The organism is Microbacterium sp. G2-16M, from assembly GCF_055809115.1.
The window spans coordinates 151893-166185 of record NZ_CM147897.1 but is presented as its reverse complement, the minus strand read 5'-3'; the positions used below and the strand labels follow the sequence as shown (position 1 = coordinate 166185).

13 protein-coding genes are annotated in these 14293 nt (G+C 71.4%); all 13 read right to left on the bottom strand.

What is annotated here, in order from left to right:
• Positions 1–13: 13 nt before the first annotated feature.
• The 13 genes from AC0L6F_RS00805 to AC0L6F_RS00745 all read right to left on the bottom strand — a co-directional run bounded on the left by AC0L6F_RS00805 (position 14) and on the right by AC0L6F_RS00745 (position 14291).
• On the bottom strand, positions 14–367 hold the full coding sequence (locus tag AC0L6F_RS00805) for an RNA polymerase-binding protein RbpA (protein ID WP_274635746.1): 354 nt from the start codon (positions 365–367) through the stop codon (positions 14–16).
• Between the two features lies 1 nt (position 368).
• Complete coding sequence (secG, locus tag AC0L6F_RS00800; RefSeq protein ID WP_259611791.1) at positions 369–617, bottom strand: preprotein translocase subunit SecG; 249 nt, start codon at positions 615–617, stop codon at positions 369–371.
• An 87-nt stretch (positions 618–704) separates the two neighbouring features.
• Positions 705–1508 (bottom strand): triose-phosphate isomerase, encoded by an 804-nt coding sequence (gene tpiA, locus AC0L6F_RS00795; RefSeq protein ID WP_473538845.1) that lies wholly within the window; start codon positions 1506–1508, stop codon positions 705–707.
• Positions 1496–2728 (bottom strand): phosphoglycerate kinase, encoded by a 1233-nt coding sequence (locus AC0L6F_RS00790; RefSeq protein ID WP_473538844.1) that lies wholly within the window; start codon positions 2726–2728, stop codon positions 1496–1498. Before AC0L6F_RS00790 ends, tpiA begins: the two co-directional genes overlap by 13 nt.
• 6 nt (positions 2729–2734) lie before the next feature.
• Positions 2735–3745 (bottom strand): type I glyceraldehyde-3-phosphate dehydrogenase, encoded by a 1011-nt coding sequence (gene gap, locus AC0L6F_RS00785; RefSeq protein WP_473538843.1) that lies wholly within the window; start codon positions 3743–3745, stop codon positions 2735–2737.
• Positions 3746–3841: 96 nt separating this feature from the next.
• A complete protein-coding gene (locus AC0L6F_RS00780) occupies positions 3842–4468 on the bottom strand; it encodes a superoxide dismutase (protein ID WP_259611788.1) in 627 nt (208 codons plus the stop codon).
• 142 nt (positions 4469–4610) lie between these two features.
• Positions 4611–5588, bottom strand: coding sequence for a DNA-binding protein WhiA (gene whiA, locus AC0L6F_RS00775; protein WP_473538842.1), 978 nt, complete (start codon positions 5586–5588; stop codon positions 4611–4613).
• Positions 5589–5642: 54 nt separating this feature from the next.
• Positions 5643–6527, bottom strand: coding sequence for an RNase adapter RapZ (gene rapZ / locus AC0L6F_RS00770; protein WP_473539920.1), 885 nt, complete (start codon positions 6525–6527; stop codon positions 5643–5645).
• Positions 6527–8437, bottom strand: a complete 1911-nt coding sequence (uvrC, locus tag AC0L6F_RS00765; protein ID WP_473538841.1) for an excinuclease ABC subunit UvrC — start codon at positions 8435–8437, stop codon at positions 6527–6529. Before uvrC ends, rapZ begins: the two co-directional genes overlap by 1 nt.
• A gap of 6 nt (positions 8438–8443) precedes the next feature.
• Complete coding sequence (gene uvrA, locus AC0L6F_RS00760; protein ID WP_473538840.1) at positions 8444–11344, bottom strand: excinuclease ABC subunit UvrA; 2901 nt, start codon at positions 11342–11344, stop codon at positions 8444–8446.
• Between the two features lie 84 nt (positions 11345–11428).
• Positions 11429–12031: a hypothetical protein gene (locus AC0L6F_RS00755; protein ID WP_473538839.1), complete on the bottom strand. Its 603-nt coding sequence runs from the start codon at positions 12029–12031 to the stop codon at positions 11429–11431.
• A complete protein-coding gene (locus AC0L6F_RS00750; RefSeq protein WP_473538837.1) occupies positions 12028–13302 on the bottom strand; it encodes a DUF58 domain-containing protein in 1275 nt (424 codons plus the stop codon). Before AC0L6F_RS00750 ends, AC0L6F_RS00755 begins: the two co-directional genes overlap by 4 nt.
• A complete protein-coding gene (locus AC0L6F_RS00745) occupies positions 13302–14291 on the bottom strand; it encodes an AAA family ATPase (RefSeq protein ID WP_473539919.1) in 990 nt (329 codons plus the stop codon). The genes AC0L6F_RS00750 and AC0L6F_RS00745 overlap by 1 nt, the downstream gene beginning before the upstream one ends.
• Positions 14292–14293 lie beyond the last annotated feature (2 nt).

Below are 14293 nucleotides of genomic sequence, written 5' to 3'. Positions count from 1 at the left end.
CTCGCGCGCCGGGCTACTGTCCGCGGCGCTCGCGCAGCTGCTTGAGCGCGTCGTCGAGGAGCGCTTCGGCCTCTTCGTCGGTGCGCCGCTCCTTGACGTAGGCGAGGTGGGTCTTGTACGGCTCGGCCTTGGTCATCGCCGGCGGGTTGGCCTTGTCTCGACCCGCGGGCAGACCGGAGTGCGGCGAGTCGATGGTGTCGGGGATCTCCTCCTCGGGGATCCCGGCGGCGAAGTACCGGACCGTCTCGTTGCCCAGTCCGTCCCAATACGACACCGCGACCCGCTCGGCGTGGTAGCCGTGGTCCTGCTCGCCCATCGGTCCTGCGCCCACTCGGGTCCCGCGAATAGCACTCCCACCGGCAGCCATGTCAGATCCCCTGCAGTTTCGTGATCAGGCCCAGCGCCACGATCGCCACGAACCAGGCGAGGGCGAGGACGACGGTGAAGCGGTTCAGGTTGCGCTCGGCGAGGCCGGACGATCCCAGCGAAGAGCTCATCCCGCCGCCGAACATGTCGGACAGACCGCCGCCGCGTCCCTTGTGCAGCAGGATCAGCAGCGTCAGCAGGAGGCTCGTGATGCCGAGCACCACCTGCAGGACGAACTCGAGGATTTCCACGCTTCAGGCCTTTCGCCGCGACCGGGCGGTCGCACAGACGTCAAGTATACGGGAGGGGGTCCGCCGGGCCGGTCGGCCCGGCGGATGTCACACCCCGACGTGCTTCTGGTACCGCACGATCGCCGCGAACTCGTCCACCACCAGGCTCGCGCCGCCGACGAGGGCGCCGTCCACATCCGGCTCGCGCATGAAGCCGGCGATGTTGCCGGACTTCACCGATCCGCCGTACAGGATCCGGGTGCGGTCGGCGGCGTCGCCGCCGATCGCCGCGGCGGTCACCTCGCGCAGCTTGGCGCACACGTCCTGCGCCTGCTCCGCAGTGGCGGCCTGACCCGAGCCGATCGCCCAGACCGGCTCGTACGCCACCACGATGTCGGCACCGGCGGCCACGCCGTTCAGTGCGGCCGTCAGCTGTCGGACCGGCACGGCGCTGGCGCCGTGCTCCTCCAGGTCCTCGGCGGTCTCGCCCACGCAGATCACCGGCACAAGACCGTGCCGCAGCGCGGCCTGGACCTTCGCGGCCACGACCTCGTCGCTCTCGTGGTGGTAGGCGCGCCGCTCGGAGTGGCCGATGATCACGTACCGGCAGTCCAGCTTGGCCAGGAACTGTCCGGACACCTCACCCGTGTAGGCGCCGGAGTCGTGCGCGGACAGGTCCTGCGCCCCCAGCGAGAACGGGATCTTGTCGGCGTCCAGCAGCGTCTGCACGGTGCGGATGTCGGTGAACGGCGGGAAGACGGCCAGTTCGACCGTGCCGGCCTCGTGCTTGGCGTCCTTCAGCGCCCAGTGCAGCTTCTGCACCAAGGCGACCGCCTGCAGATGGTCGAGGTTCATCTTCCAGTTGCCGGCGATCAGCGGCAGCCGGCGGCCGTTGGTGGTCACTGCGCCCATCCGAGCACCTCCAGTCCGGGCAGTGGTTTGCCCTCCAGGAATTCCAGGCTGGCGCCGCCGCCGGTCGAGATGTGCCCGAACCGGTCGTCGGCGAAGCCGAGCTGTCGCACCGCCGCGGCGGAGTCTCCCCCGCCGACGACGGACAGCCCGTCGACCTCGGTGAGCGCCTGCGCGATGGTCTTGGTGCCGGCGGCGAACGCCGGCATCTCGAACACGCCCATCGGCCCGTTCCAGAAGACCGTCGTGCTGCTGCGGATGGCATCGGCGAACTGCTCGGCGGTCCGCGGGCCGATGTCCAGCCCCAGCCCGTCGGCGCCGAACGGGGTGTCCTCGAGCGCGTCCGCGTCGGCCACGACGTGATCGGCGTCCGCGGCGAAGGATGCCGCGACCACCGCGTCGACCGGGAGCACGAGTTCGATCCCGCGTTCCTGGGCCGTGGCGATGTAGCGGCGCACGGTGTCCAGCTGGTCTGTCTCCAGCAGGCTCTTGCCGACCTTGTGGCCCTGGGCGGCCAGCAACGTGAACATCATCCCCCCGCCGACCAGCAGCTTGTCCACCCGTGGCAGGAGGTGCTCGATGACGCCCAGCTTGTCGCTGACCTTCGAGCCGCCCAGCACGACGGCATACGGTCGCTCGGGCCGTTCGGTCAGGCGGTCCAGCACGTCCACCTCGGCGGCGATGAGCAGCCCGGCCGCGGACGGGAGCAGCTCGGCCAGCTCGTAGACGCTGGCCTGCTTGCGGTGCACGACGCCGAAGCCGTCCGAGACGAGCGCGTCGCCGAGTTCGGCCAGGCGGCCGGCGAACTCCCGGCGCCCGGCGTCGTCCTTCGCGGTCTCGCCCGGGTCGAAGCGCAGGTTCTCCAGCACCGCCACGTCGCCGTCGGCGAGAGCGGCGACCGCCTCGTGCGCGGACTCGCCGACGGTGTCGCGGGCGAACGCGACCGGCTTGCCGAGCAGCTCGGACAGCCGCTGGGCGACCGGGGCGAGGCTGAACGCGGGATCCGGGGCGCCGTCGGGGCGCCCGAGGTGGGAGCAGACGACGACGCGGGCGCCCTGGTTGATGAGGGCGTTGAGAGTGGGCAGCGACGCACGCACGCGGCCATCGTCCGAGATGACCCCGTCCCGCAGGGGGACGTTCAGGTCACAGCGGACGATGACGCGCGTGCCTGCGAGCGAACCCCCTGCGCGCGCCGGAAGGGTGTCGAGGGTGCGCAGCGGCATGACGACTCAGAGACGCTCGGCGACGTACTCGGTCAGGTCGACCAGGCGGTTGGAGTAGCCCCACTCGTTGTCGTACCAGCCGGACACCTTCACCAGGTTGCCGCTGACGTTCGTCAGCTCGGCGTCGAACACCGAGGAGTGCGGGTTGAGCTGGATGTCGCTGGAGACGATCGGGTCCTCGGTGTACTGCAGGTACCCCTTCAGACGCCCGTCTGCGGCGGCGGTCCGGTAGGCGGCGTTGACCTCGTCGACGGTCAGGCCCTCGCGGTCGGTGACGATGGTCAGGTCGACGATCGATCCGGTGGGCACCGGCACGCGGTACGACGAGCCGCTGAGCTTGCCGTTCAGCTCCGGCAGGACCAGGCCGATCGCCTTGGCGGCGCCGGTGGAGGCGGGGACGATGTTGATGGCGGCGGCGCGTGCGCGACGCAGGTCGCTGTGCGGGCCGTCCTGCAGGTTCTGGTCGGCGGTGTACGCGTGAGCGGTCATCATGAAGCCGCGCTCGATGCCGAACGCGTCGTTGAACACCTTCGCCAGCGGGGCGAGGCAGTTCGTGGTGCAGGACGCGTTGGACAGGATGTTCATCGTGGCCGCGTCGTAGGTGTCCTCGTTCACGCCCATCACGAACGTGCCGTCCACATCCGTGCCCGGCGCCGAGATGATGACCTTCTTCGCACCGCCGGCGATGTGCTTGCCGGCATCCGCGGCCTTCGTGAAGCGGCCGGTGGACTCGATCACGATGTCCACGCCCAGCTCGCCCCACGGCAGGTTCGCGGGGTCGCGCTCCTCGTAGACCTTGATGGCCTTGCCGCCGACGGTGATCGCGTCGCCGTCGAAGCTCACGTCCTGGCCGAGCGGACCGCCGACGGAGTCGTACTTCAGCAGGTGCGCGAGCGTCTTGTTGTCCGTGAGGTCGTTGACCGCGACGATGTCGAGGTCAGCTCCCTGCGCGAGCGCTGCGCGGAGGAAATTGCGTCCGATGCGGCCGAAGCCGTTGATCCCGATCTTGACGGTCACGGAATGTCTCCCAGATGTGTTGAGCGCGAGTGCGCTGATTCTTCACGGACGGACAACGGCGTCCCAGCGGTCATCCCGCCGGGACGCCGCACTTGGCTATGACAGTACCAGCAGGCCCGCCGTCTTCTCGCGTGCGGCCTCGAACCGAGCCGCGACGTTCTCCCAGTTCGCGATGTTCCAGACCGCCTTGACGTAATCGGCCTTCACGTTCAGGTAGTCCAGGTAGAACGCGTGCTCCCACATGTCCAGCTGGAACAGCGGGATCGTGCCCTGGGCGGTGTTTCCCTGCTGGTCGAACAGCTGCTGGATGATCAGCTGCGCGCCGATCGGGTCCCAGCTGAGCACGGCCCAGCCGGAGCCCTGGATGCCGGTCGCGGCGGCGGTGAAGTGCGCCTGGAACTTGTCGAATCCGCCGAAGAACTCGTCGATGGCCGCCTTCAGCTCGCCCTCCGGCTGGCCGCCGCCGTTCGGCGACAGGTTGGTCCAGAAGATCGAGTGGTTGACGTGACCGCCGAGGTTGAACGCGAGGTCCTTCTCGAAGCGGTTGACGTTGGCCAGGTCGCCGGAGTCGCGGGCCTCGGCGAGCTTGTCCAGCGCGGTGTTGGCTCCGGTCACGTACGCCTGGTGGTGCTTGTCGTGGTGGAGCTGCATGATCTTGCCGCTGATGTGCGGCTCCAGCGCGGCGTAGTCGTAGGGCAGGTCGGGCAGCGTGTACTTCGCCATGTTCTCTTCTTCCTGTCGGCGTCGCGCCGATGCGGAAGCGGTGTCGCTCCCTGACGCGGCGAGGGTGACAACTTCATCCTACTGAGCGGCAACGCACACGGCGGGCCGTTGCTTCCCCGATCACCGCGGGTTCACGCGGGGTTCAGTCCTCTGCGCCGGCGGGGACGGATGCCTCGGTCCCCGGGATCCCCTCGGTGTCGGCCTTCTTGTCCGCCATCGCCAGAAGCCGCCGGATCCGGCCGGCCACGGCATCCTTCGTCAGCGGCGGATCGGCGTGGTGGCCCAGCTCGTCCAGGCTCGCGTCGCGGTGCGCCAGCCGCAGCCGCCCCGCCTGCTGCAGATGCTCGGGGACGTCGTCGCCGAGGATCTCCAGGGCGCGCTCCACGCGGGCGCAGGCGGCGACCGCGGCCTGTGCGGAGCGACGCAGATTCGCGTCGTCGAAATTGACCAGCCGGTTCACGCCGGCGCGCACCTCACGGCGGGCGCGCAGCTGATCCCACGCGGCCGCCGCCCGCGGCGCCCCCATCGCTGCCAGCGCGACGCGGATCGCCTCGCCGTCGCGCACCACGACCCTCGGCACCCCGCGCACCTCACGCGCCTTGGCGGCCACCCCGAGCCGGTGCGCGGCGCCGACCAGCGCCATCGCCGCCTCGGACGACGGGCAGGCGATCTCCAGCGCCGCCGAGCGGCCCGGGTCGCTCAGGCTGCCCGAGGCCAGGAAGGCCCCCCGCCACACGGCGGCCAGGTCGGGGCGCGATCCGGTGGTGAGCTTGTTCGGCAGGCCGCGCACCGCGCGCCGACGCTGGTCGAGCAGCCCGGTCTGACGGGCCAGCGTCTCGCCGGCCTCGATCACCCGGACGGCGAACCGGGCGCCCGAGGGCGACCCGGATCCCTGCACCTGCACGAGCTCGGGCCGCACGCCGTACAGGTCGACGAGTTCGCGCGCCGTCCGCCGGGCCAGCAGCTCGGAGTCGACCTCGGCCTCGACCGCGACCCGGTTGGCGATCGAATGCAGTCCCCCGGAGAACCGCAGCAGAGTGGTCAGCTCGGCCACCCGCGAGGTGGGTCGCGGATCCCGCAGAGCGATCAGCTCGGCCTTCACATCGGCTGTCAGCGGCACGGTACTCCTCGAGGCGGCGATCGATACATCGGGACGGCCACCCAGCCTACCGGGCTACTCCCGGCCCAGATCCCGGTGCTGCACGCGGACGGCGACGCCGGGAACCTCGGCCAGCCGCTCGCTGAGCGCCCCGGCCATCACGACCGATCGGTGCTTGCCCCCGGTGCAGCCGATGGCCACGACGCTGTGCCGCTTGTTCTCCCGCTGGTAGCCGGCCAGCACGGGCACCAGGACCGCGGTGTAGGCGTCCAGGAACTCGGATGCCCCCTCCTGGGCCAGCACGAAGTCCCGGACCCGCTCGTCCTCGCCGGTGAGGGCCCGCAGCTCGTCCTCCCAGTACGGATTGGGCAGGAACCGCATGTCGACCACCATGTCGGCGTCCACCGGCAGGCCGTACTTGAATCCGAAGCTGAGGATCGTGAGCGAGTGGCGGGCGGTCCCGCGTTCGCTGAACAGCTCGACCACGTGGGTGGCCAGCTGATGGATGTTCAGATCGGTGGTGTCGATCACCACGTCCGCGCTGGAGCGGATGGAGGCCAGCCGCTCCCGCTCGCGGCGGATGCCGTCCACGATCGTGCCGTCGCCCTGCAGCGGATGCGGTCGGCGCACCGCCTCGTAGCGGCGCACCAGCACATCGTCGGAGGCGTCCAGGAACACCACCCGCAGCTGCTCCCGCGCACCGCGCAGGGCCCGGGTGACCTCGGGCAGGTCGGTGAACAGGCTGCCGCCGCGCACGTCGACGACGGCGGCCACCCGCGGGAGCGCACTGGCGGCGAGCCCGGACAGGTCCAGCAGGGGCTTGAGCATCTGCGGCGGCAGGTTGTCGACCACGTACCAGCCCATGTCCTCGAGCGCGTTGGCGACGGTCGATCTGCCGGCGCCGGACATGCCCGTGACGATCAGGATCTCGCTGCCCGCGCGATCGCCGCCATCCGCCATCATTCCCCCGTCGCTGTCCCAGTCCACCCTACCGAGGCCCGCGCGGTCTGCGCGAGGTGCACGTGCACCGCCTCGGCCAGTGTCGGCCCGATGCCGGGGAGCTGGGTGATCTCGTCCGGCGTGGCCGTGCGCAGGGCCGCGACCGAGCCGAAATGGCGGAGCAGGGCGCGGATGCGTGCCGGTCCGAGGCCGGGCACCTCGGCCAGCACGGTGGTGATGTCGCGCTTGCGGCGCGCGCGCTGATGCGTGATGGCGAAGCGGTGCGCCTCGTCGCGCAGCCGCTGCAGCAGGTAGAGCGCCTCGGAGGTGCGCGGCAGGATCACCGGGTAGTCCTGTTCCGGCAGCCACACCTCCTCGAGCCGCTTGGCGATGCCGCACAGCGCGATCTCGGAGTGTCCGGACGCGGCCAGGGCGCGCGCGGCCGCCGCGACCTGCGGCTGCCCGCCGTCCACCACCAGCAGCTGCGGCGGGTACGAGAACCGCCGCTTCCTGCCATCGGCGACGGCGTCCTCCTGCTCGCGCGGGTCGTCCAGCCGCGCCAGCCGCCGGGTCAGCACCTGGTTCATCGAATCGGTGTCGTCGGTGGTCTCGGCGACCGTGAACGAACGGTACTGGTCCTTGCGGGGCAGGCCGTCCTCGAACACCACCATCGAGGCGACCACGTTCGTGCCGGCCAGGTGGGAGATGTCGTAGCACTCGATGCGCAGCGGCGCCTCGGCCAGGCCGAGCGCCTCCTGCAGATCGGTGAGCGCCTGCGTGCGGGCGACGTAGTCGCTGGTGCGGCGGGTCTTGTGCAGCATCAGCGCCTGCCGGGCGTTCAGGGTGGCCGTCTTCATCAGCTCGGCCTTGCGGCCCCGCTGCGCGACCGAGATCGCCACGTTCCGACCCCGCCTTCCGCGCAGCCAGGCCTCCAGATCGGCGGCGTCGTCGGGCAGGTGCGGCACCAGGATCTGCCGCGGGATGTCGGCGGCCGCGGCATCCCCGTAGACCCGCTGCAGCACCTGGTCGACCAGCTCGCCGCCGGCGATGTCCAGCTCCTTCTCGATCGTGGTCGCCCGCACCCCGCGCACCCGCCCGCCGCGGACGACGAAGTGCTGCACGGCGGCGGACAGCTCGTCCTCGGCGATGCCGAACAGATCGGCGTCCATGTCCGGCGCCAGCACGAGCGCGCTGCGGCTGAGGACCGCGTCGATCGACTGCAGCTTGTCTCGGTACTCGGCGGCGGCCTCGTAGTCCAGCGCGGCGGCGGATTCCCGCATCCGGCGCGTGAGCTCGGTACGGAACCGCTCGTCGCCGCCGGAGAGGAACGCGACGAAGTCGTCCACGATCGCGCGGTGCTCCTCGATCGTGACCTTCATCGAGCACGGCCCACCGCACCGCCCGATCTGACCGGGGAAGCACGGCCGCCCGGTGGCCATCGCCTTCTTGTACGACGCATCGCTGCAGGTGCGGATCGGGAACACCTTGATCATCAGGTCGATCGTGTCGTGCACCGCCCACACCTTCGGGTACGGGCCGAAGTACTTGGCGCCCTTGATCCGGTGGTTGCGGGTCACGATCACCCGCGGCGCCTCGTCCGCGAGCGTGACGGCCAGGTAGGGGTAGGACTTGTCGTCCTTGTACCGCACGTTGAACGGCGGCTTGTACTCCTGGATCCACATGAACTCCAGCTGCAGCGCCTCCACGTCGCTGCCGACGACGGTCCACTCGACGGATGCCGCCGTGGTGACCATGCGGCGGGTGCGCTCGTGCAGGGTGTGCAGCGGGGCGAAGTAGTTCGACAGGCGCGCGCGCAGGCTCTTCGCCTTGCCGACGTAGAGGATGCGGCCGTCGCGGTCGCGGAACCGGTACACCCCGGGGTCGGTCGGGATCTCCCCCTGCTTCGGCTTGTACGGGAGCTGGTCGGCCATCCGCGCTCAGCCCGCCTTGCGCTGGGATCCGGCCGGGTCGAGGATCTCGGAGAGGAAGGCGCCGGTGTACGAGCCGTCGGCACGGGCGACCCGCTCGGGCGTCCCGGTGGCCACGATCGTGCCGCCGCCGGAGCCACCCTCGGGACCCAGGTCGATGATCCAGTCCGCGGACTTGATCACGTCCAGGTTGTGCTCGATGACGATCACCGTGTTGCCCTTGTCGACGAGCCCGTTGAGCACCTCGAGCAGCCGCTGCACATCCTCGAAGTGCAGGCCGGTGGTCGGCTCGTCCAGCACGTACACCGACCGGCCGTTGGACCGGCGCTGCAGCTCGGTGGCCAGCTTGACGCGCTGCGCCTCGCCGCCGGACAGGGTGGTGGCCGACTGGCCGAGACGGACGTAGCCCAGCCCGACGTCGACCAGCGTCTTCATGTAGCGGTGGATCGCCTGGATCGGCTCGAAGAACCCGGCCGCCTCGGAGATCGGCATCTCGAGCACCTCGGCGATGTTCTTGCCCTTGTAGTGCACGGTGAGGGTGTCGCGGTTGTACCGCTTGCCGTGGCACACCTCGCAGTCGACGTACACGTCGGGCAGGAAGTTCATCTCGATCTTGATGGTGCCGTCGCCGGAGCAGGCCTCGCAGCGGCCGCCCTTGACGTTGAAGCTGAACCGGCCCGGGCGGTAGCCGCGCGCCTTCGCCTCCGGCGTCTCGCTGAACAGGGTCCGGATGCGGTCGAACACCCCGGTGTAGGTGGCGGGGTTGGACCGCGGGGTGCGCCCGATCGGCGCCTGGTCGACGTGCACGACCTTGTCGAGGTTGTCCAGCCCGGTCACCCGGGTGTGCTTGCCCGGCACCGTGCGCGCGCCGTTGAGCCGGCCCGCGAGGACCTGGTACAGGATGTCGTTGACCAGCGACGACTTGCCCGAGCCGCTGACCCCGGTCACCGCGGTCATCACGCCGAGCGGAAAGTCGACGCTCACGTTCTGCAGGTTGTTCTCGCGTGCGCCCACCACCGACAGCTGGCGCTTCTTGTCGATCTTCCGGCGCCGGGTCGGCGTCGGGATCTCGCGTCGCCCGGACAGGTAGTCGGCGGTCAGCGACGCGCGCTCCTGCAGGAGTGAATCCAGCGGACCGGAGTGCACCACGGTGCCGCCGTCGACGCCGGCGCGCGGACCGATGTCGACGACCCAGTCGGCGGCGTGGATGGTCTCTTCGTCGTGCTCGACGACGATGAGCGTGTTGCCCAGGTCGCGGAGCGTGAGCAGGGTCTCGATGAGCCGCCGGTTGTCGCGCTGATGCAGCCCGATGGACGGTTCGTCCAGCACGTACAGCACTCCGGTCAGCCCGGAGCCGATCTGGGTGGCCAGCCGGATGCGCTGGGCCTCGCCGCCGGACAGCGAGCCGGCCGAGCGCCCCAGGTTGAGGTAGTTCAGCCCGACCTGGATGAGGAACTCCAGGCGCAGCCGGATCTCGCGCAGCACCTGCGCCGCGATCTTCGCCTCGCGGGCGGTCAGCTCGAGCGTGGCGAAGTACTCGTGCGCCTCGGCCAGGCTCATCCGGGAGGCCTCGGCGATGGAGTGGCCGTGGACCTTCACCGCGAGCACCTCGGGCTTGAGCCGGTCGCCGTTGCAGACCGCGCACGGCACCTCGCGGAGGAACTCTGCCCAGCGCTGGCGCTGGGTGTCGGACTCGGCCTGCAGGTACTGCCGCTCGATGTACGGGACCACGCCCTCGAAGCCCGAGGTGTAGCGCATCTCGCGCCCGTAGCGGTTCTTCCACCGCACCGTCACCTTGAAGTTCTCGCCGTGCAGCACGGCGTCCTTCACCCGCTGCGGAAGCATCCGCCACGGGGTGTCCAGGGAGAAGTCGAGGTCGTCCGCGAGCCCCTCCAGCAGGCGCTCGTAGTACTGGAACAGCCCCTTGCCCTGGGTCGTCCACGGGATCACGACGCCTTCGCGCAGCGACAGCTCGTCGTCGCCGAGCATGAGGTCGACATCCACCGACATCCGCGTGCCCAGGCCGGAACAGGTGGGGCAGGCGCCGAACGGCGCGTTGAACGAGAACGTGCGCGGCTCGATCTCGGTCAGCTGCAGCGGGTGGCCGTTGGGGCAGGCCAGCTTCTCGGAGAAGCTCTGCCAGGCGGCATCCCCCTCTTCGTCGACGAAGTTGACCTGCATGATCCCGTCGGCCAGGCCCAGCGCGGTCTCGACCGAGTCGGTGACCCGGCTGAGGATGTCGGGGCCGGCCACGAGCCGGTCGACGACCACCGCGATGTCGTGCTTGTAGCTCTTCTTCAGCGCGGGCGCCTCGGCCAGCTGGACGAGTTCGCCGTCGACCACGGCGCGGGCGTAGCCCTTGGCGCCGAGCTCTTTGAACAGGTCGACGAACTCGCCCTTCTTCTGCGTGACCACCGGCGCCACGATCTGATAGCGGGTGCGTGCGGGCATCTCCATCAGCTGGTCGGCGATCTGCTGCACCGTCTGCCGCTGGATCACCTCGCCGCACTCGGGGCAGTGCGGGATGCCGACGCGTGCCCACAGCAGGCGCATGTAGTCGTGGATCTCGGTGATGGTGCCCACCGTCGAGCGCGGGTTGCGGTTGGTCGACTTCTGGTCGATAGAGACGGCCGGGCTCAGCCCCTCGATGAAGTCGACGTCGGGCCGGTCCACCTGCCCCAGGAACTGGCGGGCGTAGGCGCTCAGCGACTCGACGTACCGGCGCTGTCCTTCGGCGAAGATCGTGTCGAACGCGAGGCTGGACTTTCCGGATCCGGACAGGCCGGTGAACACCACGAGCGCGTCGCGGGGGATGTCCAGGTCGACGTTGCGCAGATTGTGGACGCGCGCGCCGCGGACGCTGAGCTTTCCCGAGGTGTGGGCAGGGCTGGCGACAGGGATGATGGGCACCGGTCAAGTCTATTTGCGGCCTCCGACACCGGCCGCGACGTGCTCTGCGCTCCCCGCGAACGGCACCGGATCGAGCTCCCTCGGTCAGCGACGCGCGGCGAGGACGCGCAGCACGACCACCACCGCGACCGCGCAGGCCGCGGTCGCCAGCACGACCGCCGCGGGCGGCAGCGCGTCGCGCACGGGCTCCTGCGCCAGCACCAGGCCCGCGAACAGCACCGGCTGGGCGACGACCTGCACCACCAGGTATCGGCGGGCGGGGCGCGCCAGCACCCGCAGGTGCATCCGGCCGAGCGCAGGCAGCGCGAGGTTCAGTCCGCCGAGCACGTGCAGCGCGTGCACCAGCGCCAGCACCAGGTAGGGCCGGACGTCGGCGGGCGCGGCCGGGTGCATCAGCGGGACCAGCGCGATCACCAGGGCGACGCCCCAGGTGGCCAGCGTGGCCGGCAGGAGGGCGCCGAGGACCGCGAGCACGAGGGCGATCACGGCATAGGGCACGGGGAGCAGGGCGAACGCGCAGCAGGCGAGGACGACCGGGATCGCCCGGAGCACCGGCAGCGGGATGCTCGCGGCCGGTCGACTCCAGCCCGCTCGACCCCGGCCCGGTGCCGCCGGACCCGGTGCCGTCGAATCCGGTGCCGTCGAACCCGGCTTGGTCGCCGGCACGTCGTCTGGCCCGCCACTCATCCGCGGCGCCTCATCCGTGACAGCGTCCGCAGCCGGGCGGTGCGGGCACCGGCATCCCCATCCCAGGCCAGGACGTCCGCGCCCATCGCGGTGATGTCGCGCAGCCGGTCGGCGCGCAGGCCGAGCACCATCCGCGATGCCGCGATCTCCTCCCGTCGCAGCCGCTCGGACTGCAGCCTGGGCAGGGTGTCCACCGCCAGCACCCGGTGCCCGGCCGCCCGCCACACGCCGGCCAGGCGCACCGTCTCGTCGTCCAGGAACGTCGACAGCAGCACGATCAGGGCCCCGCGCGCCACCTGCGGCGTGCGGGTCCGGCTGAGCCGCGGCTGCGGCGGCGAGGCGGCGATCGCGGCGCGGAGCCGCTCGCGGTGCCGGGCGCCCGAGCCCCGCCGGACCGCGCCGCCGGGCCGGGACAGCTGCTGGAAGGACACCTGGTCACCCGCGTCGAGGTAGGCGGCGGCCAGAGACCAGGCGGCGCGGCGGGCGATGTCCATCGACCCCGGAAGTCCGAGCGAGCGGTCGCCGTGCGCCCAGTCGCCCACCCGCCCGGTGATGTCCTCGCCGTCGTCCAGGATGAGGGCGACATCCACGTCCGAGGTCGCGAACGTGCGCCGCACGAACAGCTCGCCCGGGCGCCGGGCCAGGCGGGCGGTGGCCTTCCAGTCGATGCGCTGCAGCCGGTCGCCGGGAGCGAACGGATGGATGTCGCGGAACTCGCCCCCGTCCCCCGGCCGCGAGGCGTCGTGCGCTCCGGTCAGCCCCGCGGGGTCGGGCGGCAGCGGCAGGAACCGCACCGGCTCGGCCGGCGGCTGGACCCGCGCCGAGAGCCGGGTGCGCGTCGGCGCGATGCTGGTCCATGCGCCGTCCGGGCCGATGGCGACGGCGTCGGCGCGCACGAGCTCCTGATCGCCGGAGTGCGGGGTGCGGATCCGCAGCAGGGTGCGCGCGACCGGCCCGGCGACCGCGATCCGTCGGGTGCGATGCTGCAGCTCGGTGACGGTGACCAGGATCGTCTCGGCGCCCGCGGCCTGCACGCTCATCGTCACCGGGACCACCACCGGGCCGTCCGGTGCGGGCTCGGGGTCGCCGCGCTCCAGGCCCAGCTCGACCTCCGTCCGCTGGCCGCCGGCGGCCAGCGCGAGCGCCGCCGCCACCAGGAGCACCACGCCGGGCACGGCCAGGTCGACCCGGCCGAAGGCCAGCGCGACCCCGAGCAGGACGATGCCCACGCCGATCCCCGCGATCGGCGCCGGCGACAGCATCCGGGTCATCACGCGCCCGCAGCGGACCGGGCCACGGTCGGCGGCACCGGCACCTTCTGCAGGATGGCCTCGATCACCCGCGCGGGATCGGTGCCGGCCGCCCACGCGCCCGGGGTGAGCGAGAGCCGGTGGGCCAGGGCGGGCACGGCGACGGCCTTGACGTCGTCGGGCGTGACGTAGTCTCGGCCGTCGATCACCGCCCGGGCGCGGCCCACCAGCATCAGGGCCTGCGAGCCGCGCGGCGAGGCGCCGACCTCGACCGACGGATCGCTGCGCGTCGCGGCCGCCAGCTCGACGCAGTACCGCAGGATGTCGGGGTCCACGTGCACCGCTTCGACCCCGGACTGCATGGCCCGCAGCTGCGCGGCATCGATCACCCGGGCCACCTGCGCGGTCTCGGTGCGCCGTGCGATGCGGTTGGCGAGGATCTGCTCCTCGCCGTCCCGGTCGGGGTAGCCGACGCTGAGCCGCACCAGGAACCGGTCCAGCTGCGCCTCCGGCAGCGCATACGTGCCCTCGTACTCGATCGGGTTGGCGGTGGCGATCATGTGGAACGGCCGCGGCAGCGGGTAGCTCGTGCCCTCGACCGTCACCTGTCCCTCCGCCATCGCCTCCAGGAGTGCGGACTGGGTCTTCGGCGCGGTGCGGTTCAGCTCATCGGCCAGGAACAGCCCGGTGAACACCGGCCCGGGGCGGAACTCGAACGTCCCGGTGGCCGGCGCGTACACGTACGAGCCGGTGATGTCCGACGGCAGCAGGTCGGGTGTGCACTGCAGGCGGCGGAAATCCAGCCCGCAGGCCTGCGCGATCGAGCGTGCGGCCAGCGTCTTGCCGAGCCCGGGGACGTCCTCGAACAGCACGTGTCCGCCGGCCAGGATCGCCGCCAGCGCCTGCCGCAGCGGCTCCTGCAGTCCGACCACGGCCGTGCCCACCTCGGCGAGGACGGCGGCGGCGAGCTCGCCGACCCGCTCGGGCGGGTAGGACGGCTCCGGGGGCACGT